Genomic DNA, 25,370 nt, shown 5'->3' on the forward strand with positions numbered 1-25,370 from the left:
CCCCGACGACAGGAGCCCCGCGCCGGACGGCGCGGGGCTCCTGTGTGTCCGGGGCTGGTCAGCGGCGGCGGACCTGCCGCTGGCTCACCGACATCTGCCGGCCACCGGGGAGCGGGCCGCCGGGGACCGGCATCCGCGCGCCGCCGAGCGCGGCCAGCCGCTTGCGCAGCGCGTTGAGCTCGGCGCCGGAGAGGTTGCGCGGGAGCTTCATGACGTGGGCGCTCAGCTTGCGCAGGGGCACCTGCCCCTCCTCGTCGCCGACCAGGATGTCGTAGATGGGGGCGTCGCCGGAGATGCGGGCGACCTTCTTCTTCTCCTGCGCCAGCAGGGGGCGCACCCGCGAGGCGGCCCCTTCGCCGACCAGGATCACGCCGGGACGGCCGAGCACCCGGTGGACGGCGTCCAGCTGCGTGGTGCCGGCGACCCCGGAGGAGACCTGCCAGTCGCCGCGCATGCCCTCCAGTACCCAGGCCGCCGCGCCCGGCTGGCCCTCCACCTGCCGGTACGCCGACCCCTGCGCCCGCCGGCCGAACACCACGAGGGCGACCAGCACGCCGAGCAGGATCGCGAGCGGGATGAACAGGAACGGCGAGCCGAAGAGGATGCCGAGCAGCTCCACGACCGCGGCCACCGCCACGAAGGCGATCAGCATGATCCAGGGCAGCTTCGGGTCGTTCTTGCGGGTCAGCGAGTAGGCCTGCTTGATCATGCGGACCTGGTTGCCGGCCCGCTTGAGCCGACCGACCTTGGGCTGGCCGTTCTTGTCGAGCTTGCCGGCCTTGCCGCTCGTGCCCTGGGCGGCGCCGGCCTTGGCCCCTGCGGCCGTCGACCCGCCCCGGCCGCGGGCGGCGGTCGGGCCCCGCCCGGCCTTGCCGGTCGGTGCGGGGGAGTCGGGAGACTTGCTGCGTGCCATGCCCCCAGGATAGGGGCGTGACCGGGCCGGTCCGGCGGACCGGCCCGGACTCCCTCAGATGAAGGGGGTCAGACCCCGCGCCGCGACGGCCTGCTGGTACAGCCGACCGGCCCGGTAGGAGCTGCGGACCAGCGGCCCGGCGAGTACCCCGGGGAAGCCGATCTCCTCGGCCGTCCGCTGGAACTGCACGAACTCGTCGGGCTTGACCCAGCGCACCACCGGGTGGTGCCGCGGCGAGGGCCGCAGGTACTGGGTGATGGTCAGCAGGTCGCAGCCGGCCTCGTGCAGCGCCCGCATCGTCTCGACCACCTCCTCCGGCTCCTCGCCCATCCCGAGGATGAGGTTGGACTTGGTGACCAGGCCGGCCTCGCGGGCAGCAGCGATCACCGTCAGGGAGCGCTCGAAGCGGAAGCCGGGACGGATGCGCTTGAAGATCCGCGGCACGGTCTCGACGTTGTGCGCGAGCACCTCGGGCCGGGAGGAGAACACCTCGGCCAGCTGGTCGGGGTCGGCGTTGAAGTCGGGGATGAGCAGTTCGACGCCGCAGCCGGGGACGGCGGCGTGGATCTGCCGGACCGTCTCGGCGTAGAGCCAGGCGCCGCCGTCGGGCAGGTCGTCGCGGGCGACCCCGGTGACCGTGGCGTACTTGAGCGCCATCGTCGCGACGCTCTCGGCCACGCGGCGCGGCTCGTCGGCGTCGAACTCCGCGGGCTTGCCGGTGTCGATCTGGCAGAAGTCGCAGCGCCGGGTGCACTGGTCCCCGCCGATGAGGAAGGTGGCCTCGCGGTCCTCCCAGCACTCGTAGATGTTGGGACAGCCGGCCTCTTCGCAGACGGTGTGCAGGCCCTCGCGGCGGACCAGCGACTTCAGCTCCGTGTACTCGGGGCCGGTCTTCAGCCGGGTCTTGATCCACTCGGGCTTGCGCTCGATCGGCACCTGGCTGTTGCGGACCTCAAGGCGCAGCAACTTGCGGCCGGACGGTGCGATCGGGGAGTCCGAGGAGGGGGTCGGGGCCACCGTCTCACTCATGATCGGCCACGGTACTCCGCACGCACGCCGCCCCCGTCGCGTCGGCGACGGGGGCGGCGTGGCGGTCAGGGCTCGTCAGCGGGGCCCGGCGGTCGGGCCCTCGTCGGCACCGCCGCCGCCGCTGAAGGGCTGCTGCGCGTCGGAGCCGTTCACGGTGTCGGTGTCCGGGCCGTCGCCCTGGACGAGCTGGGCGTCGCGCACGCCCATGTCCTGCTCCGCGGGTGCGGAGTCGCCGGGGACGTCCTGGGCGGTGGAGACGGTCTTGCCGCTGTTGCTCGGGGAACTGGGCACGGGGTCCTCTCGGTAGCTGGGCACGGGCCCGTCGCCGCTGGGGGCGGGGGTCCACAGGTCGTCGTCCTTGCGCCGACGGAGCGCGGCGAAGGCAGCCGCGCCGACCACGAGGACGGCGAGCAGCCACGGCCAGCGGCGGGGCCCGCGCTCGGCCACCACCGTCCGCCGGACGTGCTTCTTCGCCTTCGCCGCCTTCCTCTCCAGGGCCCGCCTGCGCTTGACGGCCTGCTTCTTGGCCTTGGCGGTGGTGGCGGTGAGCTCCTCGCGGCGGACGTCGAGCTCCTCGAGCGCGTGGTGGAGCCCGGTCGCGATGGACTCACGGGTGGACTCCAGCACCGGGGACACCGCCTCGCGGGCGGCCAGCACCCTCGGTGCGGCGTAGGCGAGGGTGGCCGCCTGCGCCGCGGTCAGCCGCGGGACGACGTCGTGCTCGAGGGCCTTGTGCGCCGCCTCGCGGGCCGCCTCCACCCGGGGGGCGAGGTCGGCCGCGGCTCTGCTGGCGGCCAGCTGGGCGCTGGTGAGCGCCGCCGTGACGCGTGGTGCGGCCGCCCCGCGGGCGGCGTCCACGCGGGGGGAGAGGGCGTCTCTGGCCGAGGCCACGGCGGGGGCGGCGACGGCCACGGCGGCTGCCACCTTGGGCGCCACGGCGACCCTGGCCGCGTCCAGCGCCGGGCCGGTCGCCTCGCGGGCGGCCTCGACGCGCGGTGCGAGCTGTTCCGCCGCCGCCCGACCGGCCTCCGCCACCGCCGTGCCGATGTGGCTGAAGCCCTCCTGGAGCTCCTCGCCGATGATCTGGCCGTGCGTCTTCTTGCGGAACACGGGATGCACCTCCGGGTTGATCGTCTCGGCGGCCCATCCTGCCCGCTCGCCGCGACGGGCACACCCCGAACGCGATCTCGGGACGACGGATCCCGGCCGTCCTGGTTAGCGTTCGGCGGTGCAGCTACGCATCTTCACCGAACCCCAGCAGGGTGCCACCTACGACGACCTGCTCGCCGTCGCGCGGCGGACCGAGGAGACGGGCTTCGACGCCTTCTTCCGGTCCGACCACTACCTGGCCATGGGCGGGGACGGCCTGCCCGGACCGACCGACGCCTGGGTGACCCTCGCCGGGCTGGCCCGCGAGACCAGTCGCATCCGGCTCGGGACGCTGATGACCGCGGCGACCTTCCGCCTCCCTGGTCCGCTGGCGATCTCGGTGGCGCAGGTGGACCAGATGAGCGGCGGCCGCGTGGAGCTCGGCATCGGCTCGGGCTGGTACGAGGAGGAGCACCGGGCCTACGGCATCCCGTTCCCGGAGCTGGGCGAGCGCTTCGACCGCTACGAGGAGCAGCTCGCCGTCATCACCGGCCTGTGGAACACGCCGGCGGGGGAGACCTTCGACTTCGCCGGTGAGCACTACCAGGTGGCCGGCTCCCCGGCGCTGCCCAAGCCGGTGCAGGCCGGCGGCGTCCCGGTCCTGGTCGGTGGCCGCGGGAAGCGGCGGACACCGCGGCTGGCGGCTCGCTACGCCGGCGAGTTCAACGTGCCCTTCGCCCCCGTCGAGGAGAACGCGCGCCTGTTCGCCGGGGTGCGGGAGGCCTGCGAGGAGGCCGGCCGCGACCCGGCGTCCATGGTCTACAGCTCGGCCCTGGTGCTGTGCGCCGGCGAGGACGAGGCCGAGCTCGCCCGCCGGGCCGCCGCCATCGGCCGCGAGGTCGACGAGCTGCGGGAGCACGGGGCGGCCGGCACCCCGGCCGAGGTCATCGACACCCTGGGCCGGTACGGGCAGGCCGGTGCCTCGCGGGTCTACCTCCAGGTCCTGGACCTGGCCGACCTCGACCACCTCGACCTGGTCGCCGCCGAGATCGCACCCCAGCTGGGCTGACGACGGGCTCCGAGTTCGACCTCAGGTGGAGGTCCAGCCCCGGACGGGTGCATCCGAGCACTCCCCGCCCCCAGTAGGCCGACCTGAGCTCCGCCTACTGGGAGCACCACGGGAACTCGATGGGATCCACCTGTCGGTCAGCGGGCCGCCTGGCGCGCTCGACACCGCGCTGCACGACGTCCTGGTGCGCCGAGCTGGACTGAGCGGCCGACCCGGCCCCGTCCGCCCGACCCGGCGGGCGGCGGGGTCGTCGTCGGTGCTGGTCGGAAGGGCGGGGGATCGCCGCGGCGGCGCGGTAGGATCGCAGACGTGACCAGGCGGCTGCTGCTCACCCCGCCGTGCTGACCTGAGCAGTCCGGACAGCACGGCGACCCCTCCTGTGCGAGGGGTCTTTTCATGTCCGCCGCCGGTACGACGATCCGGGAGCACGAGACGATGAGCCAGACGGCGAGCCAGCCCAACGCCGACCCCACGGTCGACGGCGTCCCCCCGCACCGCTACACGCCCGCGCTGGCGCAGCAGATCGAGCTCGCCTGGCAGGACCGCTGGGAGGCCGAGGGGACGTTCCACACCCCGAACCCGACCGGCCGGCTCTCCGCCGGCTTCGAGCGGGTCGCCGACCGGCCCAAGTTCTTCGCGATGGACATGTTCCCGTACCCGTCGGGCGCCGGCCTGCACGTCGGCCACCCGCTGGGTTACCTGGGCACGGACGTCACCAGCCGGTTCCGCCGGATGGACGGCGACAACGTGCTGCACCCCATGGGGTATGACGCCTTTGGTCTGCCCGCCGAGCAGTACGCCGTCCAGACCGGGCAACACCCGCGGATCACCACCGAGGCCAACATCGCGGCCATCAAGGCCCAGCTGCGCCGCCTGGGCGTCGACCACGACGACCGCCGCAGCTTCGCCACGATCGACCCGGGCTACTACAAGTGGACCCAGTGGATCTTCCTGCAGCTGTTCGGGGCCTGGTTCGACCCGGAGGCGGGGAAGGCCCGCCGGGTCGAGGAGCTGGTGGCCGAGCTGGACGCCGGCACGCGGGAGCCCGCTCCCGGCACCAACCCCTCCGGCCGGCCGTGGGCGGAGCTGGGCGAGGTCGCGCGCCGCAGGGTCATCGACGCCCACCGGCTGGCCTACCTGCACGAGGCCCCGGTGAACTGGTGCCCGGGGCTGGGCACCGTCCTCTCCAACGAGGAGGTCACCGCGGACGGCCGCTCCGAGCGCGGCAACTTCCCCGTGTTCCGGCGCCCGCTCAAGCAGTGGATGATGCGGATCACCGCCTACGCCGACCGGCTGATCGACGACCTCGACCGGCTGGACTGGTCGGAGTCGGTGAAGGTCATGCAGCGCAACTGGATCGGCCGCTCGACCGGCGCCCGGATCCGGTTCACCGTCGGGGCCGCGGGGCGGGTGGATGCTCGCGCGGAGACGATCGAGGTCTTCACCACCCGTCCGGACACCCTGTTCGGCGCCACCTACATGGTGCTCGCTCCGGAACACCCGCTGGTCCCCTCGCTGACCGCGCCGTCCTGGCCCGACGGCACCGACCCCCGGTGGACCGGCGGCGCGGCGACTCCCGCCGAGGCCGTCGAGGCCTACCAGCGGCAGGCCTCCCGCCGCTCCGAGCTGGACCGCCAGGACACCGGCCGCGAGAAGACCGGCGTCTGGCTCGGCGTCACGGCGGTCAACCCGGTGAACGGCCGTGAGCTGCCGGTGTTCATCGCCGACTACGTGCTGACCGGCTACGGCACCGGCGCGATCATGGCCGTGCCCGGGGAGGACACCCGCGACTTCGAGTTCGCGCAGGTCTTCGGGCTCCCGGTCGTCCGGACGGTGCAGCCGCCGGAGGACTTCGACGGCGGGGCGTACACGGGCACCGGCCCGATGATCAACTCGGCCAACGACGAGATCTCGCTGAACGGGCTGGACAAGGTGGCGGCGATCACGCGGATCACCGACTGGCTGGTCGCCCGTGGCTCCGGCGAGGGCACGACGACCTACAAGCTGCGCGACTGGCTGTTCAGCCGGCAGCGCTACTGGGGCGAGCCGTTCCCGATCGTCTACGACGAGGACGACCTGCCGGTCGCCGTCCCGACGTCGATGCTGCCAGTGCTCCTGCCCGAGGTCGACGACTACTCGCCGAAGACGTTCGACGACGACGACGCCGACTCCGAGCCGGAGCCGCCGCTGTCCCGGGCGACCGAGTGGACGACGGTCGTGCTGGACCTGGGCGACGGTCCGAAGCAGTACCGGCGGGAGACCAACACGATGCCCAACTGGGCGGGCTCGTGCTGGTACTACCTGCGGTACCTGGACCCGGGCGACGACGAGCAGATGGTCGACCCGGAGCTGGAGCGCTACTGGCTGGGTCCCCGCGGGGAGGGCGACGTCGGCGGCGTCGACCTGTACGTCGGCGGGGTCGAGCACATCGTGCTGCACCTGCTGTACGCCCGCTTCTGGCACAAGGTGCTGTACGACCTGGGGTACGTCTCCAGCGAGGAGCCGTTCCGCCGGCTGGTCAACCAGGGCTACATCTCCGCCTACGCCTACACCGACGAGCGCGGCTTCTACGTGCCCGCCGCCGAGGTGGTGGAGGAGAACGGGCAGTTCCTCTACGAGGGCAAGCCGGTCAACCGTGAGTACGGGAAGATCGGCAAGAGCCTGAAGAACATGGTCACGCCGGACGAGATGATCGGCGCCTACGGGGCCGACACGTTCCGGGTGTACGAGATGTCGACCGGTCCGCTGGAGCAGTCCCGTCCGTGGGAGACCAAGGCGGTCGTCGGGTCGCAGCGGCTGCTGCAGCGGATCTGGCGCGTGGTGGTCGACGAGGAGACCGGGGCGGTCCGTGCCGACGACGACCAGGCCCCCTCGGAGGAGACCCTGCGGGCGCTGCACCGGGCGATCGACGGCGTGCGTGACGGCATGGCCACGCTGCGGTTCAACATCGCCATCGCCCGGATCACGGAGTTGACCAACCACCTGACGCAGGCGTTCGGGGCCACCTCGCCGGTGCCGCGGTCGGTCGCGGAGCCGCTGGTCCTGCTGGTGGCGCCGCTCGCGCCGCACCTCGCCGAGGAGCTGTGGTCGCGGCTGGGCCACACCGACTCCGTGGCGTGGGCGCCGTTCCCGGTGGCCGACCAGCAGTGGCTGGTCGAGGACACCGTGCAGGTGGCCGTGCAGGTGAACGGCAAGGTGCGGTCGCAGGTCTCGGTGCCGGCCGACGCCGACGCCGCCGCACTGGAGGCCGCGGCCCGCGCCGACGAGAAGATCGCCGGGCACATCACCGGGAAGACGGTGCGCCGGGTCGTGGCCGTCCCCGGCCGGCTGGTCAACTTCGTCCTCGGCTGAGGGCAGTCCCCTCCCCGGCGTCCCGCGCGGGCTCGGGAGGGGCCGCCGCGCGCCCCGCTGCGGTCAGGCGCCGGCGGGTTGCAGCGTCAGCACCCGCCGCATGGCGGCCTCGACCGCGTCGACGACCTCCGCGACCGGCACGTCACGACCCAGCTCGGCGGTCAGTGAGGTGGCACCGGCGTCGACGATGCCGCAGGGGATCATGTTGGCGAACGCGGCCATGTCGGGGTCGCAGTTGAGCGCGAACCCGTGCATCGTGACGCCGCGCGCCACCCGGACGCCGATCGCCGCCACCTTGCGGTCCGGGCCGCGGTCGTCGGCGCGGACCCAGACCCCGCTGCGCCCGTCGACCCGCTCGGTGGCCAGGCCCAGCCCGGCGCACACGTCGATGAGTGCCCCCTCGAGGCGCCGGACGTGGGCGACCACGTCGACCGGGTCGGCCAGCCGGACGATAGGGTACCCGACCAGCTGTCCCGGCCCGTGCCAGGTGATCTTGCCGCCACGGTCGACGTCGATGACCGGGGTGCCGTCGAACGGGCGCTCGTGGGGCTCGGTGCGCTTGCCGGCCGTGTAGACCGGCGGGTGCTCCAGCAGCATCAACGTGTCCGGTGCGGAGCCCTCCACCACGCGGGTGTGCAGCTCGCGCTGCTGCGCCCACGCCTGCTCGTAGTCGACGGTGCCGAGCCGGAGTACCTGCAGATCGCTCACGACGCCCAGCCTAGAGAAGGGACCCCGTCCTCCCCACCGCGCGCCAGCTGGAGGCGGGACCCGGACAGGGCCACTCAGCGCAGCCGCCGGGGCTCGAGCCGGGTCTCGACGGCCGAAGCGTCCGGTCCGCGCTCGACCCGGTATGCGGCCTTGCCCGGCCGGTCGGCGACCGCCTCCACCAGCTCCGCGCCCCGGTACACCAGCCCGACGCCGTCGTCGGTGGCGTGCCCGCCCGGCAGCGTCCCGTCGGCGACGAGCCGGTGGTACAGCGGGCGCCGCTGCTCCTCGGAGTCGTAGTGCACCCCGTTCGAGGTCGGGATGAGGGCGAGGCCGTTGGTGACCGGCCGCAGGTCCGGGCCGTAGGAGTCGGTGGTGCCACCGACGTGCCAGCACAGGGACCCGGCCGACACCCCGCCGAGGACGACGCCGGCCTCCCAGACCTCGCGGAACAGCTCGTCGAGCCCGTGCACCCGCCACACTGCGAGCAGGTTCGCCACGCTGCCGCCCCCGACCCAGACCACGTCCTGCGCGAGCAGGTGGGCCCGCATGTCGGGCACCGTGGGCATGGTGAACAGGCTCAGGTGGCTGACCTCGACGCCGCTGCCTGCGAAGGCGCCGTAGACGCCGGCCACGCGCACCGGGTCGTCACCGGTGGCGGTGCCCAGATAGCACAGTCTCGGCCGGTCGGGCGCCCCGGCGAGGTCGAACGCGAGGTCGAACACCGGGCCCGGCGCCCAGTCGTAGGGGCCGCGGCCCCGGGAGTCGAAGCCGATGCTGGTCGCCAGGATGGTCGGCGCGGAGGCGGGCACGGTCGGGCAGCTCCTCGGAGGACGGCGGCGGATCGGTCCGAACGTAGGCCGCTCGCGGCGGGCGCGGGCGGCCGGGACCGTGCCGGTGGACGACGTCCCCGCCTGTGGACGACGAGAGCGGGGGAGGCTCGCGGCGACCTACGGTGCCCGTCATGCCGACACCCCTGCCAGCGCCGCGCGGATCCGCGGACGTCCCCGTCGTGCCCGGGTACCGCCTCGAGCAACTGCTCGGGCGGGGCGGCTCGGGGGAGGTGTGGCGGGCGGTGCCCCGGGCCGGCGGAGCGCCGGTCGCGGTCAAGGTGCTGGTGGCCGGGGACCCGGAGCGGCAGGCGCGGGAGGCGGCGCTCCTCGGCGAGCTGGACCACCCCCACCTGGTCCGTCTCCACGAGGTGGTGCACCAACCGCGGCGGGGCGGGCAGTCCCGGGTGGCACTGGTGCTCGACCTGCTTCCCGGGGGCAGCCTCGCCGCGCTCCTGGCCCGCCGCGGCCGGCTGCGCCCGGGGGAGGTGGTCACCGCGATCGCGCCGGTGGCGGCCGCCCTGGCGCACGCCCACGACCGGGGGGTGGTGCACGGGGACCTCTCGCCGGGCAACGTCGTCTTCACCGCGGAGGGCCGCCCGGTGCTCACGGACCTCGGGGTCGCGCGGGTGCTCGGCGAGAGCGCCGCGGCTGAGGTGACGCCGGCCTACGTCGACCCGACCGTCGCCCGCGGCGGCGCCCCCGGTCCCGCCTCCGACGTGTTCGGGGCGGCCGCCGCGGCCTTCCACGCGCTCACCGGAGTGGCCCCGTGGAACGCCGCCACTCCCGCCGAGACGCTGCGGATCGCCGCCGAGGGGCACCTGCCCGACCTCGTGGAGCTCGCTCCCGGCGCGCCGGCGGAACTGCTCGCCGTCATCTCTCGCGGGTTGTCCCCGGAGCCGTCCGAGCGTGGCTCGGCCGCGGCCTTCGCGCTGGACCTGAGACACGCGTGCCGGCCCGAGCCGGTCCGGCTGCCTGCCGCCGGTGGCGTGGACGACGACCCGGCAGCCACCGGTCACGGCCCTCGGACGGAGCTGACCCATCAGGTGCCGGGGCGGCACCGCCGTCCGACAGCCGAGCCAGCGCCGGCGACCCGGGGCCCGGGGGCGCGGATCGACGCCGCCGTCCGGGCACTGCGAGGTGCGTCCCCGCGGGCGCTGGTGGCCCGGATCGGCGTGGCGGTCACCCTGGTCGCCCTGATGACCGGTGCGCTGTGGCTCCGCGGTCCTTCCGAGGAGCAGGGTGGAGCGGCGGACGGCCCGGTGGCCACCGGGCTGGAGGACCAGGCCGCCACCTCGAGCCCGACGCCGGGCCCGGCGGAGCAGCCCGCCGCGGACCCGGCGGACCCGGGAGCCCCGACGGACCCCGGCCCGGCCGAGGTGCACCCGCCCGACGTGCATCCACCCGACGTGGGCCCGCCCGACGTGGGCCCGCCCGACGTGGGCCCGCCCGACGGGGACTCACCCGAGGCGTGGACGGCCCGGCTCGCCGAGCTCTACCAGCGGCGCACCACGGCCTTCGCCACCGGTTCCGCCCAGTTGCTCGACGAGGTGCACACCGGCTCCAGCCCCCTGCTGTCGACGGATCGGGCCACCGTCGAGGCGTTCGTGCGGGCGGGGGAGTCGGTGCGGGGGTTCGCGCCGGCGGTCGTCCGGGTCGCGGTGGTCCAGGGCGGGGCAGCCACCGGCCGGGTCACCCTGGACGTCGTCGACACCTGGCCGGCGTACGACGTGGTCGCGACCTCGGCGCCGGACGGACCGGCCCTTCGGACGGTGGAGGACCGCGGGCAGGTGGAGGTCCGGATGACCCTGGTGCAGGCCGACGGACGGTGGCGGATCGACTCCGCGCAGCGGACGGGGTGAGTCAACCCCGGCCGAGGGCCGCCCGCAGCGCGGCGTCCAGGTCGGGGTGGGTCCAGGTGAAACCGGCGTCCCGCAGGCGGCCCGGGACCGCTCGCTGGCCGGCCAGGATCCCCACGGGCGCGAACTCGCCCACGACCAGGCGCAGCGCGACACCGGGTACCGGCAGCACGGCCGGTCGGTTCACCACGTGGGCCAGGGTGCGGGCGAACTCCGCGTTGGTGACGGGCGTCGGGGCGGTGAGGTTCACCGGCCCGGCCACGGGTGTGGCCAGCAGGAACCGGATGGCGTCGACCTCGTCGGTCAGGCTGATCCACGGCCAGTACTGCCGTCCCGACCCCAGCCGGCCACCGAGCCCGAACCTGAACAGCGGGGCCAACCGGCCCAGCAGCCCGCCCGGGCCCAGCACCAGGCCCGTCCGCAGCAGGGTCACGCGCACGCCGGCGTCCGCGGCCGGTGCCGTGGCCGCCTCCCACTCGGTGCAGACGCGAGCGAGGAAGTCGTCCCCGGCGGGAGCACCCTCGTCGGCCTCGCGGTCACCGGTGTCGCCGTACCAGCCGACCGCCGAGCCCGAGAGGAGGGCGCGAGGGCGCGTCGGATCGGCGGCTGTCGCGGCGGCCAGGGCCTCGCTGACGGTGCGGGTCGCGTCCACCCGGCTGGAGAGCACCGCCTGCTTGTACGCGGCCGTCCACCGGCGGTCGCCGATGCCCACCCCGGCCAGGTTGACCACCGCGTCGACGTCGGCGAGCAGGGCGGGGTCGATCCGGTGGTGCTGGGGGTCCCAGCGGTGCTCGTCCGCAGTCCGCGGCGTCCGCCGTACCAATCGCAGCACGTCGTGGCCGTCGGCGCGCAGCGCCGGCACCAGGTGCGACCCGATCAACCCGGAGGACCCGGTGACCGCGACCTTCATGTGTCTCCTCGCCGAGCCGGGCAGCGGAACGCGATCGGGGCCCCGGCATCAGCCGGGGCCCCGATCGGTGTGGATCAGGCGAGACCGAGCTCGCCGTGGAACTGACCGGCCTCCAGCCGCTCGCGCACCGTGGTGAGGAACCGGGCGGCGTCGGCGCCGTCGACGATCCGGTGGTCGTAGGTCAGCGCCAGGTAGACCATCGACCGGACGGCGATGACCTCGCCGAGGTCCTCGTCCTGCACGACGACCGGACGCTTCACGACCGAGCCGGTGCCGAGGATGGCGACCTGCGGCTGGTTGATGATCGGCGTGTCGAAGAGCGCCCCGCGGCTGCCGGTGTTGGTCAGCGTGAACGTGCCGCCACCGAGCTCGTCGGGGGTGACCTTGTTCGTGCGGGTCCGCTCGGCCAGGTCGGCGATCTTGCGGGCGATCCCGGCGAGGCTGAGGTCGCCGGCGTCCTTGATGACCGGCACCAGCAGCCCGCGGTCGGTGTCCACCGCGACGCCGAGGTTCTCGGAGTCGTGGTAGGTGACCGTGCCGGCCTCGAGGTCGATCGAGGAGTTCACCGCCGGGTGGGCCTTGAGCGCCTCGACCGCGGACTTGGCGAAGAAGGGGAGGAAGGAGAGCTTGACGCCCTCCCGGGCCTCGAAGTCCTTCTTCGCCTGGGCGCGCAGCCGGGCGATCGCCGTCACGTCCGCCTCGACGACGGTCGTCAGCTGGGCACTGACCGCCAGCGACTCCACCATCCGGCGGGCGATGACCGTCCGCAGCCGGGAGAGCTTCTCGGTACGGCCACGCAGCGAGGTGTCGGGCATGGCCGCCGGCGACGGCTTCGGCGGCGTGCGGCCGGCACCCGCCGAGGCGGCGGCCGGAGCCGCGGCCGGGGCCGGCGCGGAGGCCGCCTCGGCTGCCGCCAGCACGTCCTGCTTGCGGATGCGCCCGCCGACGCCGGTCCCTGTCACGGAGGACAGGTCGACGCCGTGCTCCGCGGCGAGCCGGCGCACCAGCGGGGTGACGTAGGCGCCGCCGCCGTCCCCGCCACCGGCCTGCGGCGCGGGCGCGGACGGGGCGACCGCCTGCGCCGGGGCGGGCGCGGAGGTCGGCGACTGGGTGGGCTGGGCACCGCTGGAGCCGTAGTCGCCACCGGGCTGCTCGGTCGCGGTGGCGGCCTGGGCCGGCTCCGGCGTCGGCTGCTGGGCCGGGGCCTCCTGCTTGGCCGGCGCCTCCTGCTGGGCGGGCGCCTCCTGCTTGGCCGGGGCCTCCTCCTGGGCGGGCGCCTGCTGCTGGGCCGGGGCCTCCTGCGGCGCGGGAGCGCCGCCACCGCCACCGGCGGCGCCGCTGCCGATGATCGCCAGCTCCGCGCCGACGTCGACGGTCTCGTCCTCGTTGACCGAGATCGAGAGCAGGGTGCCGGAGACCGGTGCGGGGATCTCGGTGTCGACCTTGTCGGTGGACACCTCGAGCAGCGGCTCGTCGGCGGTGACCTCGTCGCCCACGGACTTCAACCAGCGGGTCACGGTGCCCTCGGTGACGCTCTCGCCGAGCGCCGGCATCGTCACCGGAGTCCCCTGACCGCCACCGGAGCCACCGGAGTCGCCGGACGGGGCCGGGGCAGCCGGGGCCTGCTCCTGCTGGCCCGCGGCGTCGGTGTCGTCGACCTGCTCGGTCGGCGTCTGCGGCGTGTCCGTGGCGTCCTCGGCGGACGCCGGCGGGGCGGCCGGAGCGCCGCCGGCGCCGTCCCCACCGATGACGGCGAGCTCGGCGCCGACCTCGACGGTCTCGTCCTCGGCGACGAGGATCTTGCTCAGGACACCGGCCGCCGGCGAGGGGATCTCGGTGTCGACCTTGTCGGTCGAGACCTCGAGGAGGGGCTCGTCGACCTCGACCTGCTCACCCTCCTGCTTGAGCCAGCGGGTGACCGTGCCCTCGGTGACGCTCTCGCCCAGGGCGGGCATGGTGACGGAGGTCGGCATCGGGGCGGGGCTCCTTCGTGGCGCTTCGGGTGGGTGGGGGTGGTGCGTGATCAGCCGTGCACGTGCAGGGGCTTGCCGGCCAGCGCGAGGTGCGCCTCGCCGAGGGCCTCGCTCTGCGTCGGGTGCGGGTGGATGAGGCTGGCGACGTCGTCGGCCTCGGCCTCCCAGTTGTAGATCAGCTGGGCCTCGGCGATGAGCTCGCCGACGCGGCTGCCCACCATGTGCACGCCGACGACGGGGCCGTCGACGGCCTGGATCAGCTTGACGGCGCCCGCCGTCTTGAGGATCTGGCTGCGGCCGTTGCCGCCGAGGTCGTAGGTGAGGGTCTTGACCTCGCCGAACCGCTCCTTGGCCTGGGCCTCCGTGAGACCCACGGAGGCGACCTCGGGGTCGGAGTAGGTGATGCGCGGGACGCCGGCGTAGTCGATCGGGGCGGGGTTGAGCCCGGCCAGCCGCTCGGCGACGAGGATGCCCTCGGCGAAGCCGACGTGGGCCAGCTGCAGGGTGGGGATGAGGTCGCCGACCGCGGAGATGGTGGGGACGTTGGTGCGGCAGTACTCGTCGACGAGGACGTAGCCGCGGTCCATCGCGACCCCGGCCTCCTCGTAGCCCAGGCCCTGGCTGACCGGGCCGCGGCCGACGGCGACGAGCACCAGCTCGGCCTCGAACTCCTTGCCGTTCTGCAGGGTGACCTTCACGCCGTTCTCGGTGGTCTGCACGCTCGAGACCAGGCTGCCCAGCGAGAACTCGATCTTCCGGCGGCGGAAGGCGCGCTCCAGCAGCTTGGAGGAGGCCTCGTCCTCGAGGGGGACCAGGTGCGGCAGGCCCTCGACGATGGTGACGTCGACCCCGAAGGACTTCCAGGCGCTGGCGAACTCGCAGCCGATGACCCCGCCGCCCAGGACGATCGCCGAGGCGGGCACGCGGTCGAGGTTGAGCGCGTGGTCGCTGGTGATGACGCGGGCGCCGTCGATCTCGATGCCCGGCAGGGTGCGGGCGTAGGACCCGGTGGCGAGCAGGACGTGCTTGCCCTCGTAGCGCTGGCCGTTGACCTCGACGGCCGTCGGGGAGACCAGCCGGCCCTCGCCCTCGACGTAGTTGACCTTGCGGCTCTTGATCAGGCCCTGCAGGCCCTTGTACAGCCGGGAGACCACGCCGTCCTTGTAGCCGTTGACCCCGTCCATGTCGATGCCGGCCAGCGACGTCTTGACGCCGAACTGCTCGCCCTCGCGGGCGGCGTCGGCGATCTCACCGGCGTGCAGGAGGGCCTTGGTGGGGATGCAGCCCCGGTGCAGGCAGGTGCCGCCGACCTTGTCGCGCTCGATGAGCACGACCGACATGCCGAGCTCCGCGGCGCGCAGTGCCGCGGCGTAGCCACCCGAGCCACCACCGAGGATGACCAGGTCGGCGGGGGAGGTGGGTGCGCTCACGAGATCTCCTCGAATGCAGTGGCCCGTCTGCGTTCACGCCGGCGGGGGAACGTCTGCGTCCATCCTGCCACTCCGGGAACGCGACGGCCGACAGTGCCGTTCTGCAAGCGCGGACGTCGCGGCGCGGCCGTGGCCGGTTCGGACGGGAGCGGGCATGGGGTTCTGGACGCGGATGCGGCGCGGGACACCCGCGGCCGACCGGCGCGGCACGCTCGACCGCGGGGCCGGCAGGGCCGACCTGGCGCACCTGGAGCAGTTCGTCGCCACCCGTCGCGGGGTCGAGGGGTTCGTCGAGCCACGGACGGCGGTCACGGAGTCCACGATCGTGCTCGTGGCCGCCGACGGCGAGTGGACCCGGCGCCGCATCGACGGGCCGGAGACCGCGCGGCGGCTGTCCCGCGAGCTGGGTGTGCCGGTCTACGACGCGCAGGTGACCGGCTACCCGCAGCGCATGCGGGACTGGTCGGCCCGGCAGAAGCAGGAGGGCCCCCGTCAGGGCCCCACCCCCCGCCCGCTCGGGGAGGGACCCTGACGGGGGCCGCTCCAGCCCGTCACCCCTCCGCGATGAGGTCCTCGATGGTGGCCAGCAGGGTCCGGACCGGCACGCCGGTGCCGCCCTTGGGTGTGTAGCCCCACGGCGAGCCGGTGTTGTAGCTCGGCCCGGCGATGTCGATGTGCGCCCACGGCAGGCCGGCCGGCACGAACTCCGCCAGGAAGTGCGCCCCGACGAGCATGCCGCCCATCCGGTCGGCGTTGGCGTTCACGAAGTCCGCGACCGGCGAGTCCAGGCCCTTGCGCAGTTCGGCCGGCATCGGCATCGGCCACATCGACTCGCCGCTGCGCCGGGCGGCGGTCACGACGGCGTCGCGGAGGTCGTCGCTTCCCATGACGCCGGAGGTGCGCGAACCGAGCGCGACCATCTGGGCGCCGGTCAGGGTGGCGGTCTCCAGCAGGTAGTCGGGGGAGTCCTCTGCGGCGCGGGCGAGGGCGTCGGCCAGGACGACGCGACCCTCGGCGTCGGTGTTGGTGATCTCGGCCTTCTTGCCGTTGCGGAAGGTGACCACGTCGGCGGGGCGGTAGGCGGTGCCGCTGGGCAGGTTCTCGGCGATGGGGACGGTGGCGGTCACCTCGACCGGGAGCCCCAGCTCGGCGACCAGGCACACGGTGGCGATCACGGCGGCGGCGCCGGCCATGTCGCTCTTCATGTCCTCCATCTTCAGCGCGGGCTTGATCGACAGGCCGCCGCTGTCGAAGGTGATGCCCTTGCCGACCAGCGCGACCTTCTTCTGCGCCTTCTTGCCGCGGTACGTCAAACGCAGCAGACGGGGCTTGCGCACCGATCCGCCGCCGACGGCGAGGATGCCGCCGTAGCCGCCCGCGGCCAGGGCGTCCTCGTCGAGGACCTCGACCGACAGCCCGGCCTTCTTCCCGGCGGCCGCGCCGCGCTCGGCCAGCTCGGCGGGGAAGAGGTCGTTGGGCGGGGTGTTGACCAGATCGCGCACCAGCGTGACCGCGTCGGCCACCGCCCGGGCGCGGGCGAGCGGGGGCCGGGCCTCCCCGGCGTCGGGGACGACGACGGTGAACTCCCGCGGCGGCGTGGGCCGGTCGGCGGTCAGGCCGGACTTGTAGGCGGTGAACTCGTAGGCGCCGAGCAGGCTGCCCTCGCCGACGCCGTGCAGGCGCGCGGCGTCGGGCGTCCCGCCCACGGCGGCCAGGAGGGTCACGACCGAGCCGCGACCGCTCAGCGCGCGGCTGGCGGCGCCGGCGGCCCGGCGGACCGCCTCGGCGCCGTACCCGCCGGCCGGCTCGGGCGCGCCGAGGCCGACGGCGGCGACCACCGGGAACGGGCCCTGCCCGAGACTGGCCACCCGGGTGACCTCGTCCTCACCGCCGCGCGCGCCCAGGTCGGCCAGCGCGGACAGCAGGCGCCCGCCCAGGAGGCGGTCGACGGCCTCCGCGCCGGGCGTGGGCAGCAGGCCGTCGGGCCCCTTGCCGATGCCGACGACGACGGCGTCGGCGGTGAGCTTCTCGAGCGGGCGGTCGGTGGCGGTGATCGTCGGCGGCACCGCTCGATCGTAGAAGGACCCCTCTGCCCCCCACCGTCCACACGCTCACGGCGGGCCCCTGCAGCGGGGCCACCGGGTACCTGCGACGGGGGATAGCGTGCCGTTCGTGACCCCGCGGACCTCACCCCTGCACGAGCGGCACGTCGCGGCCGGCGCCAAGCTGGCCGACTTCGGCGGGTGGACGATGCCGATCGAGTACGCCGGTGGCGGGGTGCTGGCCGAGCACGCCGCCGTCCGGACGGGGGTGGGCCTGTTCGACGTCTCCCACCTGGGGACGGTCACCGTGCGCGGGCCGGGCGCCGCGGCCTTCGTCGACTCCTGCCTGACCAACGACCTCTCCCGCATCGGGCCGGGGCAGGCGCAGTACACGATGTGCTGCCTGCCCGACGGCGGCCCGCGGGCCGGCGGCGTGGTCGACGACCTCATCGTCTACCTCCACGGCCCCGACGACGTCCTCCTCGTGCCCAACGCCGCCAACGCGGCCGACGTCGTCGCCCGGCTGACCGACGCGGCGCCGTCCGGGGTCGTCGTGACCGACCGGCACGCCGACGTCGCCGTCCTCGCCGTGCAGGGACCGAGGTCGGCGCAGGTGCTGTCCTTCCTCGGCCTGCCCGGCGAGCTGCCCTACATGTCCTTCGTGACCGGCACCGGCGGCGGGCACACCGAGGTGACCGTGTGCCGCACCGGCTACACCGGTGAGCACGGCTACGAGGTGCTGGTCCCCGCCGAGCGGGCCGGCGAGCTGTGGGACGTGCTGGTGGAGTTCGGTCGGGACGAGGGACTGCGGCTGTGCGGCCTCGGCGCCCGCGACACGCTGCGCACCGAGATGGGGTACCCGCTGCACGGGCACGAGCTCTCCCTCGACATCACGCCCGTCCAGGCCCGCGCCGGGTGGGCGGTCGGCTGGCGCAAGCCGGCGTTCTGGGGCCGGGAGGCGCTGCTGGCCGAGAAGGAGCGCGGCCCCGCCCGCCTGCTGTGGGGCCTGCGCGCCGGCGGCCGCGGCATCCCGCGGCCGGGGATGGCGGTGCTCGACGCCGAGGGGCAGCGCGTCGGGGAGGTCACCAGCGGCACGTTCTCGCCGTCCCTGCGCACCGGCATCGCCCTCGCCCTGCTCGACACCGCCGCCGGGGCGGCGGAGGGTGTCGAGCTCGCCGTCGACGTGCGCGGGCGGCCGCAGGCCGTGGAGGTCGTGCGGCCGCCCTTCGTGCCCTCGCGCGTGCGCTGAACCGGCCTACCGGTTCTTGCGGGTGGGGTCGGCGTCCCCCTTCGTCGGCTCGGGCTTGTCCGGGAGCGAGTCGGCCACCACGGCACCTCGCTGACCCATCGGCACCGGCTCGCCGCCGGTGGTGTCCTGGGCGGTCTGGTGCTCGGCCTCGGCGTTGATCTCGGCGCCGAGCAGCACCAGGTAGCAGGTGATGTACAGCCAGAGCATCAGCACGATGACGCCGGCGATGGCCCCGTAGGTGTCGTTGTAGGACCCGAAGTTGTCGACGTAGAAGCTGAACCCGACGCTGACGATCGCCCAGACGACGGTGACGACGACCGAGCCGAGGCTGACCCAGCTCAACCGCGGGGAGTCCCGGTCCGGGGCCACCCGGTAGACGACGGCCAGGGAGCCGGCGAACACGGCCAGGAGCAGCACCCACCGGACGACCTGCGCGAGGACCGTGCCGACCACGCCGAGTGGCAGGTCCTCCAGCACCGCCGGGACGACGGCGAGCAGACCGACGGTGAGGACCACGAACACGATCGCGCCGAGGGTGAGCGCCAGCGACAGCGCCCGCAGCTTGACGAAGCCCCGGGTCTCCACCTCGTCGTAGGCGATGTTGACCGCCTGGACCAGGTTGTTGACGCCGCCCGAGGCGCTCCACAGTGCGGCCAGCACCGACACGATCAGCCCGACGGTGAGCGCACCGCCGCTGTTGGCCACGATCCCGCTCAGCTGGTCGCCGATGACCTGCGAGGCGCTCTCGGGCAGCTGCGCGGAGATCTCCTCCACCTGCCCGGCGACCGTCTCGGGGGAGGCGACCAGGCCGTAGATGGAGATCAGGGCGATCAGGGCGGGGAAGATCGCCAGGAAGGCGAAGAACGCGACGCCGCCGGCGATGATCGGCATGTTGTCGGCCTTGTTCTCGGCCCAGGCCCGCTTGAGGACCTGCTTCCAGCCGCGCAGGGGGATCTGGGTGGGTGTCCGCGCGGTGATGCCCGGGAGCTGCCGCGCGTCCGGCGACCCCGGCGGCGGGGCGCCTGGGTCGGGGTGCGGAGCGCGCTCGGGGGCTGCCGTCGAGGCCGCGCGGCGGGCGGCCTTCTCCTCGACCCGCTCCCGGATCCGATCGACGGCGCTCTCGTGGTGTCGGGTGCCGGACACGTCAGTCGCCCGGCCAGCTGCCGGTCAGCTTGGTGAACCCCTGCGCCCCGAGCCGGTCGATGGTCGCCTTGGTGGCGGCGAAGATGGCGCCCTGCAGGGCGGCGGACAGCACGATCTGCCACATCGGGTACTCGCTCTGCAGCGCGTCCGGGGCGTCGTCCTGGTTCGACATGCGCTTCCACACCTGCTTGAAGACGGCGCCCGAGATGGTGCCGGCGAGGATGCCCCCGACCAGGCCGATCGGCCGGTACGCGAACTTGGCTCCCTTGTTGCTCACTTCGTCCTCCTCGTGGCCCGGCGGGCCCTCTTCGTGCTCCTCGCGGCAGCCCTGCGAGCGGCCTTGCGCGCCGCCTTCTCGGCCGCGGCCCGGCGGGCGGCGGCCGCCGCGGCCGCCTTCCGCGCCCGCCGCGCCGCGACGCGACGGTCCCTGGTGCGGCGGCGCCAGACGAGCAGCCCGACGACGGCGGCCAGGCCGGCGGCGGCGCCGATCACGACCGGGGGGCTCTCGCGGTAGGTCTCGACGGCGGTGTCGCGGGCTCGGAACGCGCTCTCCTTGGCCCGGGCCGGCACGTCGAGCCGGTGCGACAGCTCGTCGACGGTGCGGCTGAGCTGCTCGCGGGTGGCCTCGATCTCGGCCTTGATCGCGTCAGGGTCCTTGGGCGCGCCGTCCCCGGCCGCGCCTGAGGTGCTCGGGGTGCTCACCGGCGTGCACTCTCCTTCACGGTCGCGATGTCGGCCTTGGTGCTGGCGATCGCCTCGGTGGGCACCGGCGGCGTCGCCTGCTGCACGTCCTTCTTGCCGATGAGGGCCAGCACCCCGGCGACGGCGAAGAGGACGACGGCCACCACGAGGGCGGCCGCCCACGCCGGCAGCACGATGTCCAGCAGCAGGATGGCGGTGGTGACCAGGGCGGCCAGCCCGAAGAACCCGACCAGTCCGGCTCCGCCGAACAGACCGGCGCCGACGCCCAGCCGCTTGGCCTTCTGGGTGACCTCGGCCTGGGCCAGCCGGGCCTCGTCGCGCACGAGCCGGGAGATCTGCTCGGTCAGCTGGCCGACCAGCTGCCCGGTGGAGGCGTCCTCCGGTGCGGGGGGTGGTGCGGGGGCACGGCTCGCGCCCGCGGTGGGGTGGGTCATCGTTCCTCCGGTCCGGGGGTGGACGGTCGATGACCTCACATGCCCCCGATGATCGCCCGGGTAACCACGGCGAGGTCACGCACCGGGCACGGTCCGGCCGCCACTAGCCTCGGCCGCATGAGCTGGTACTGGCGGCTGGAGGACCCCTCGGGGGCGGAGGTGGACCCGGCGTCGGTCGGTGTCGAGGTCCCGGAGACGGACAACCAGGGGGACGCCGAGTCGTGGCTGGGCGAGCACTGGCGGGTGCTGCTCGAGCGGGGGGTGGCCACGGTGACCCTGTTCGAGGACGGCGACGAGGTGTACGGCCCGATGGGGCTGGCGGCCACCTGAGTCCGCCCGCGGGCTGCAGGCGGACCCAGGAGTGACCCCGTCCCCCCGAACTCATCAGGGGTGGGGGGACGGGGTCCGGTCTCAGCCGCGAGAGGTCTTGGCCGGGTCGCGCTCGACGACATCGCCGAGGACCTCGTCGATCCGTCGCAGGACGTCGGCGCCGAGCCGCACGCCGGCGGCCTGCACGTTGTCCTGCACCTGCTCGGGACGGCTGGCGCCGATGATCGCCGCGGCCACGTTGGGATTCTGCAGCACCCAGGCGACGGCGAGCTGGGCCATCGACAGGCCGAGGTCCGCGGCGATCGGCCGCAGTTCCTGCACATGGGTGAGGACGTCGTCGCGCAGGAACCGCTGCATCGAGCCACCGGCCTCGGAGTGGCCACCGCGGCTGTCCGGCGGGGGCTGCTGGCCGGGCAGGTACTTGCCGGTCAGGACGCCCTGCGCCAGGGGTGACCAGACGATCTGGGAGAGCCCCTCCTTCTCGGAGGTGGGCACGACCTCGTCCTCGATGACCCGCCACAGCATCGAGTACTGCGGCTGGTTGCTGATCAGCTGGATGCCGAGATCACGGGCGAGGGCGGCAGCGGCCGCGATCTCCTCGGCCCGCCACTCCGAGACGCCGACGTAGAGGACCTTGCCGGCGCGCACGAGGTCGGCGAAGGCGGTCATCGTCTCCTCCAGCGGCACCGTGGGGTCGTACCGGTGCGCCTGGTAGAGGTCGACGTAGTCGGTCTGCAGCCGCCGCAGCGAGGCGTGGCAGCTCTCGGTGATGTGCTTGCGGGACAGCCCCCGGTCGTTCTGCCCGGGACCCGTGGGCCAGTAGACCTTGGTGAAGACCTCCAGCCCCTCGCGCCGCTGGCCGGCCAGCGCGCGGCCCAGCACGGACTCGGCCCGCGTGCCGGCGTACACGTCGGCGGTGTCGAAGGTGGTGATGCCCGCGTCGAGGGCGGCGCGCACACAGGCGTGGGCGGCGTCCTCCTCGACCTGGCTGCCATGGGTGAGCCAGTTGCCGTAGGCGATCGCGGAGATGGTCAGGCCGGAGCGGCCGAGTCGTCGGAATTCCACGGACCCGGACGCTAGCCGCCCGCTGCAGGGGCTCGCCGGGGGCCTGCGAGGGGCCTAGCGGTGGTCCCGTCCCGGATCCCGCCCTGAGCTTGCGGAGGGTGGGAGGACGGGGCCTTCCTCAGACCTTCGCGCCCAGCGCGACCTCGGGCTTCGGGAACCGCCAGCGGCGGACCATGGTGGAGCGGCTGATGCCGTACCAGACGAGCCCGCGCATCCTGTGGTCCTGGTTCGGGAAGCGCTCGAGCACCGTGCGCTTGATCCGCCGGCCGAGGAAGACCGAGTCGGCGATGATCACGAGGAAGAAGAGGAACCAGAGGAAGACGGTGTAGCTCTGCACCGCCGGGCTCGGGATGAAGTAGCCGACCAGCACGAGGGCGGCGACGACGAGGAAGAAGCTGCCGGCGTTGCGACGCGCGTCGACGACGTCGCGGACCAGCTTGCGGACCGGGCCGCGGTCGCGGGCGGGCAGGTAGCTGTCGTCGCCCGCAGCCGCCCCGGCGCGGGAGCTGCGGGTGGTCGCCTGCTGTTCCCGCATCCGCCGGTAGGCCTCCTTGCGGGTGGTCGGCGGGGGCGGGGGAGGACCCGGACGGCGGCCCTGCGCCTCGCTGCGCTTGGGGGTGGGCCGCCCCTTGCCGCCCGCCTTCACCAGTTGCGCGGTCAGGTCGGCGTCGGCGGCGCGCGTGGCCTCGGAACGGTCCCGGCGCCCGGGCAGGCGGAGCTTCACGACCCGAGTCTACGTGTGACCTCCGTCGTTCCCCGCCTACGCGGCGGCTGCGGCCGTACAGTGGAAGAGGACCCGCTCCGGCGGTGTTGGCCTGGAGCAGGACGTGCCGGCCCAGGCACACTCGAACGTGGGAGGACAACAACATGACGGTGCAGGACACCCAAGCGACCGGCGTCGTCCTGAGCGAGCCGGCGGCCGCCAAGGTGAAGGCGCTGCTCGACCAGGAGGGCCGCGACGACCTCCGTCTGCGCATCGCCGTCCAGCCCGGCGGCTGCTCGGGCCTCCGCTACCAGCTCTTCTTCGACGAGCGGTTCCTCGACGGCGACCAGACCTTCGAGTTCGGTGGGGTCGAGGTGATCGTCGACCGGATGAGCACCCCGTACCTCGGCGGCGCGGTCATCGACTTCGTCGACACCATCGAGAAGCAGGGCTTCACGATCGACAACCCCAACGCGCAGGGCTCCTGCGCGTGCGGCGACTCCTTCCACTGAGCCCGTCGCGGTCCTCGCGGATCGCTCCCCGGCCACCAGCTGGCCGACGCACGCGACGAAGGCCCGGTCCCTGCAGGGACCGGGCCTTCGTGCTGCCTACAGCTTCACCGGGTAGTGGGTCTCCGGGATCTCGGGGCGGATCCGCTCCTCGACGAAGATCCCGTGCCAGACCATGAACACGAGCACCTCCCACACCTGACGGGCGATGCGCTTGCTGGGCACCTCGGCCTCGCGCAGCCGGTCGAGCAGGGTCAGGACGTGGCCGCGGTCGAGCCACTCGTCGGTCTGGCTCGCGGTGACGATGTCGCGGGCCCACTGGTGCAGCGGCCCGGCGAGGAAGTCCGCCGTCGGCACGGGGAAGCCCAGCTTCCGCCGGTGCAGGATCGACGGCGGGACGATCTGCTCCATCGCCCGCCGCAGCGCGTACTTCGTGGCGTCGCTGCCCTTCGGCACCCGCTGGTCGAGCGGGATGGTGCTGGCCAGGGCGAACACCTCGGGGTCCAGGAAGGGCACCCGGAGCTCCAGCGAGTTGGCCATGGTCACCTTGTCGGCCTTCACCAGGATGTCGCCCCGCAGCCAGGTGAACAGGTCGACGTACTGCATCGCCGTGACGTCGTCGTAGCCGGCCTCGCGGGTCCGGCGGTAGAGGTCCTCGGTCACGGTGACGTGGGACGTGTCGGGGTCGTGCCCCCGCATCAGCTGAGCCAGCTCCGCACCGGAGAAGTTCCGCGCGTTGCCGTAGTAGCGCTCCTCGAGCGGGATCGACGCGCGGCGCAGCAGGTCCTTGCCGCGCATCCCCTCGGGCAGCCGCTCGGACAACGCCGCCATCGCACGCTTGCCGAACCGCGGCACCCGCTCGGCCCACGCCAGGCTCAGCGGCTCCCGGTAGATCGTGTACCCGCCGAACAGCTCGTCGGCGCCCTCTCCGGAGAGCACCACCTTCACGTGCTTTCGGGCCTCGCGCGCGACGAAGTACAGCGGGACCAGCGCCGGGTCGGCGACCGGGTCGTCGAGGTACCAGACCACCTCGGGGATCACCTCGGCGAACTGCTCCGCGGTGATCTCCACCGGCACGTGCCGGACGCCGAGGGTCCGCGCCGACTCCGCCGCGATGTCCACCTCGGAGGTCGACTCCCGCTGGAAGCCGACCGTGAAGGTCATGAGGTCGGGGTTGTAGCGGTGCGCCAGCGCGGCGATGGCGGTGGAGTCGATGCCGCTGGAGAGGAACGAGCCGACCGTGACGTCGGCGCGCATGTGCTTGGCCACCGACTCGTCCAGCGCCGCGGCGATCCGGTCGTAGAGCTCCTGCTCCCGACCTGCCGGCACCGGCTGCGGCCGGAAGGTGGGGTGGAAGTACCGGCTGGTGTGCAGTTCGCCGTCCACCACGGTGAAGCTGGTGCCGCTCTCGATGCGGCGGATGCCGCGGTGCAGCGTCGCCGGCTCGGGCACGTACTGCAACGTCAGGTAGTGCTGCAGCGAGGCGGGGTCGACGCCCCCGGCGGCCGCGCTGCCGCCGAGCATCTCCAGGACGGCCTTCTTCTCGGAGCTGAAGACCAGTCCGCCGTCGGCCAGCCGGGCGGTGAACAGCGGCTTGATCCCGAACGGGTCACGGGCGCCGAACGCCGTCCGGGTCTGGGTGTCCCAGATGACGAACGAGAACATCCCGCGCAGCTTGCGGACGACGTCCTGACCCCACAGGTGGTACCCGGCGACGATCGTCTCGGTGTCGCCGTGTGTGGTCAGCTCGGCGCCGGCGGCGGCGAGCTCCTCGCGGAGCTCGAGGTAGTTGTAGATCTCGCCGTTGAAGAGGATCCGGTACCGGTCGCCGGCGTAGGGGAGGGGCTGGGGGCTGCCCTCGACGTCGATGATCGACAGCCGGTTGAAGCCCAGGACGACGCGGGAGTCGGCCCAGACGGCGGTGTCGTCGGGCCCGCGGTGGTGCAGACAGTGCAGAGCCTCCTGCACGTCCGTGACGTGGGAGTCGCCGACCCGGTCGGCGTCGGTGGACAGGTATGCCAGCAGGCCGCACATG

General features: G+C 73.9%; 23 protein-coding genes. 7 read left to right on the forward strand and 16 right to left on the reverse strand.

Annotated features, from left to right (window positions below):
* Positions 1 to 58: 58 nt before the first annotated feature.
* The 3 genes from CRP39_RS03700 to CRP39_RS03710 all read right to left on the reverse strand — a co-directional run bounded on the left by CRP39_RS03700 (position 59) and on the right by CRP39_RS03710 (position 3,052).
* Positions 59 to 913, reverse strand: a complete 855-nt coding sequence (locus tag CRP39_RS03700; protein WP_097204440.1) for a DUF4191 domain-containing protein — start codon at positions 911 to 913, stop codon at positions 59 to 61.
* Positions 914 to 967: 54 nt separating this feature from the next.
* Positions 968 to 1,942, reverse strand: coding sequence for a lipoyl synthase (gene lipA, locus CRP39_RS03705; RefSeq protein WP_097204442.1), 975 nt, complete (start codon positions 1,940 to 1,942; stop codon positions 968 to 970).
* 75 nt (positions 1,943 to 2,017) lie between these two features.
* Positions 2,018 to 3,052: a hypothetical protein gene (locus tag CRP39_RS03710; protein WP_097204443.1), complete on the reverse strand. Its 1,035-nt coding sequence runs from the start codon at positions 3,050 to 3,052 to the stop codon at positions 2,018 to 2,020.
* Between the two features lie 118 nt (positions 3,053 to 3,170).
* Here CRP39_RS03710 and CRP39_RS03715 point away from each other — a divergent pair, with 118 nt between their 5' ends.
* Positions 3,171 to 4,100 (forward strand): LLM class F420-dependent oxidoreductase, encoded by a 930-nt coding sequence (locus CRP39_RS03715; protein WP_097204445.1) that lies wholly within the window; start codon positions 3,171 to 3,173, stop codon positions 4,098 to 4,100.
* A gap of 396 nt (positions 4,101 to 4,496) precedes the next feature.
* Positions 4,497 to 7,451 carry a leucine--tRNA ligase gene (gene leuS, locus CRP39_RS03720; protein WP_342744213.1) on the forward strand — a complete coding sequence of 985 codons (2,955 nt, stop codon included), beginning with the start codon at positions 4,497 to 4,499 and terminating at the stop codon, positions 7,449 to 7,451.
* A 63-nt stretch (positions 7,452 to 7,514) separates the two neighbouring features.
* Here the strand turns inward: leuS and lipB are convergent, their stop codons facing one another.
* Positions 7,515 to 8,159: a lipoyl(octanoyl) transferase LipB gene (gene lipB, locus CRP39_RS03725; protein WP_097204447.1), complete on the reverse strand. Its 645-nt coding sequence runs from the start codon at positions 8,157 to 8,159 to the stop codon at positions 7,515 to 7,517.
* Positions 8,160 to 8,233: 74 nt separating this feature from the next.
* Complete coding sequence (locus tag CRP39_RS03730) at positions 8,234 to 8,968, reverse strand: Type 1 glutamine amidotransferase-like domain-containing protein (RefSeq protein ID WP_097204449.1); 735 nt, start codon at positions 8,966 to 8,968, stop codon at positions 8,234 to 8,236.
* A 152-nt stretch (positions 8,969 to 9,120) separates the two neighbouring features.
* On the opposite strand from CRP39_RS03730, the gene CRP39_RS03735 reads away from it, so the two are divergent.
* Positions 9,121 to 10,848: a serine/threonine-protein kinase gene (locus CRP39_RS03735; protein ID WP_097205130.1), complete on the forward strand. Its 1,728-nt coding sequence runs from the start codon at positions 9,121 to 9,123 to the stop codon at positions 10,846 to 10,848.
* 1 nt (position 10,849) lies between these two features.
* Here CRP39_RS03735 and CRP39_RS03740 read toward each other — a convergent pair whose 3' ends face one another.
* The 3 genes from CRP39_RS03740 to lpdA all read right to left on the reverse strand — a co-directional run bounded on the left by CRP39_RS03740 (position 10,850) and on the right by lpdA (position 15,158).
* Entirely contained in the window at positions 10,850 to 11,755 is a 906-nt protein-coding gene (locus CRP39_RS03740; RefSeq protein ID WP_097204451.1) for a TIGR01777 family oxidoreductase, read from the reverse strand.
* A 74-nt stretch (positions 11,756 to 11,829) separates the two neighbouring features.
* Positions 11,830 to 13,728, reverse strand: coding sequence for a 2-oxoglutarate dehydrogenase, E2 component, dihydrolipoamide succinyltransferase (gene sucB, locus CRP39_RS03745; protein ID WP_097204453.1), 1,899 nt, complete (start codon positions 13,726 to 13,728; stop codon positions 11,830 to 11,832).
* Between the two features lie 50 nt (positions 13,729 to 13,778).
* Positions 13,779 to 15,158, reverse strand: coding sequence for a dihydrolipoyl dehydrogenase (gene lpdA, locus CRP39_RS03750; protein WP_097204454.1), 1,380 nt, complete (start codon positions 15,156 to 15,158; stop codon positions 13,779 to 13,781).
* 154 nt (positions 15,159 to 15,312) lie between these two features.
* Here lpdA and CRP39_RS03755 point away from each other — a divergent pair, with 154 nt between their 5' ends.
* Positions 15,313 to 15,690, forward strand: coding sequence for an oxidoreductase (locus CRP39_RS03755; RefSeq protein ID WP_097204456.1), 378 nt, complete (start codon positions 15,313 to 15,315; stop codon positions 15,688 to 15,690).
* A gap of 19 nt (positions 15,691 to 15,709) precedes the next feature.
* Here CRP39_RS03755 and CRP39_RS03760 read toward each other — a convergent pair whose 3' ends face one another.
* Positions 15,710 to 17,224: a leucyl aminopeptidase gene (locus tag CRP39_RS03760; protein ID WP_097204458.1), complete on the reverse strand. Its 1,515-nt coding sequence runs from the start codon at positions 17,222 to 17,224 to the stop codon at positions 15,710 to 15,712.
* Between the two features lie 106 nt (positions 17,225 to 17,330).
* On the opposite strand from CRP39_RS03760, the gene gcvT reads away from it, so the two are divergent.
* Complete coding sequence (gene gcvT, locus CRP39_RS03765) at positions 17,331 to 18,449, forward strand: glycine cleavage system aminomethyltransferase GcvT (RefSeq protein WP_097205132.1); 1,119 nt, start codon at positions 17,331 to 17,333, stop codon at positions 18,447 to 18,449.
* A gap of 6 nt (positions 18,450 to 18,455) precedes the next feature.
* Here gcvT and CRP39_RS03770 read toward each other — a convergent pair whose 3' ends face one another.
* The 4 genes from CRP39_RS03770 to CRP39_RS03785 are packed head-to-tail and all read right to left on the reverse strand — an operon-like array spanning position 18,456 to position 20,728.
* Positions 18,456 to 19,592 carry a YihY/virulence factor BrkB family protein gene (locus tag CRP39_RS03770; RefSeq protein WP_097204459.1) on the reverse strand — a complete coding sequence of 379 codons (1,137 nt, stop codon included), beginning with the start codon at positions 19,590 to 19,592 and terminating at the stop codon, positions 18,456 to 18,458.
* Position 19,593: 1 nt separating this feature from the next.
* The gene (locus CRP39_RS03775) at positions 19,594 to 19,869 is read right to left on the reverse strand and encodes a DUF4235 domain-containing protein (protein WP_097204461.1); all 276 of its coding nucleotides are present in this window, start codon (positions 19,867 to 19,869) and stop codon (positions 19,594 to 19,596) included.
* Positions 19,866 to 20,294 (reverse strand): DUF3618 domain-containing protein, encoded by a 429-nt coding sequence (locus tag CRP39_RS03780; RefSeq protein ID WP_097204463.1) that lies wholly within the window; start codon positions 20,292 to 20,294, stop codon positions 19,866 to 19,868. The genes CRP39_RS03775 and CRP39_RS03780 overlap by 4 nt, the downstream gene beginning before the upstream one ends.
* The gene (locus tag CRP39_RS03785) at positions 20,291 to 20,728 is read right to left on the reverse strand and encodes a phage holin family protein (RefSeq protein WP_097204465.1); all 438 of its coding nucleotides are present in this window, start codon (positions 20,726 to 20,728) and stop codon (positions 20,291 to 20,293) included. Before CRP39_RS03785 ends, CRP39_RS03780 begins: the two co-directional genes overlap by 4 nt.
* A 117-nt stretch (positions 20,729 to 20,845) precedes the next feature.
* Between CRP39_RS03785 and CRP39_RS03790 the strand changes: the two genes are divergently transcribed.
* The gene (locus CRP39_RS03790; protein WP_097204466.1) at positions 20,846 to 21,058 is read left to right on the forward strand and encodes a hypothetical protein; all 213 of its coding nucleotides are present in this window, start codon (positions 20,846 to 20,848) and stop codon (positions 21,056 to 21,058) included.
* A gap of 81 nt (positions 21,059 to 21,139) precedes the next feature.
* On the opposite strand, the gene CRP39_RS03795 is transcribed toward CRP39_RS03790, so the two are convergent.
* Positions 21,140 to 22,123: an aldo/keto reductase family protein gene (locus CRP39_RS03795; RefSeq protein WP_097204468.1), complete on the reverse strand. Its 984-nt coding sequence runs from the start codon at positions 22,121 to 22,123 to the stop codon at positions 21,140 to 21,142.
* A 118-nt stretch (positions 22,124 to 22,241) separates the two neighbouring features.
* Positions 22,242 to 22,847, reverse strand: a complete 606-nt coding sequence (locus CRP39_RS03800; RefSeq protein ID WP_097204469.1) for a DUF3043 domain-containing protein — start codon at positions 22,845 to 22,847, stop codon at positions 22,242 to 22,244.
* 143 nt (positions 22,848 to 22,990) lie between these two features.
* Between CRP39_RS03800 and CRP39_RS03805 the strand changes: the two genes are divergently transcribed.
* Positions 22,991 to 23,338 carry a HesB/IscA family protein gene (locus CRP39_RS03805; RefSeq protein ID WP_097204471.1) on the forward strand — a complete coding sequence of 116 codons (348 nt, stop codon included), beginning with the start codon at positions 22,991 to 22,993 and terminating at the stop codon, positions 23,336 to 23,338.
* Positions 23,339 to 23,434: 96 nt separating this feature from the next.
* Here CRP39_RS03805 and asnB read toward each other — a convergent pair whose 3' ends face one another.
* A complete protein-coding gene (gene asnB, locus CRP39_RS03810; protein WP_097204473.1) occupies positions 23,435 to 25,369 on the reverse strand; it encodes an asparagine synthase (glutamine-hydrolyzing) in 1,935 nt (644 codons plus the stop codon).
* Position 25,370: the final 1 nt, after the last annotated feature.

Source organism: Geodermatophilus sabuli, from assembly GCF_900215145.1.
Classification (GTDB): domain Bacteria; phylum Actinomycetota; class Actinomycetes; order Mycobacteriales; family Geodermatophilaceae; genus Geodermatophilus; species Geodermatophilus sabuli.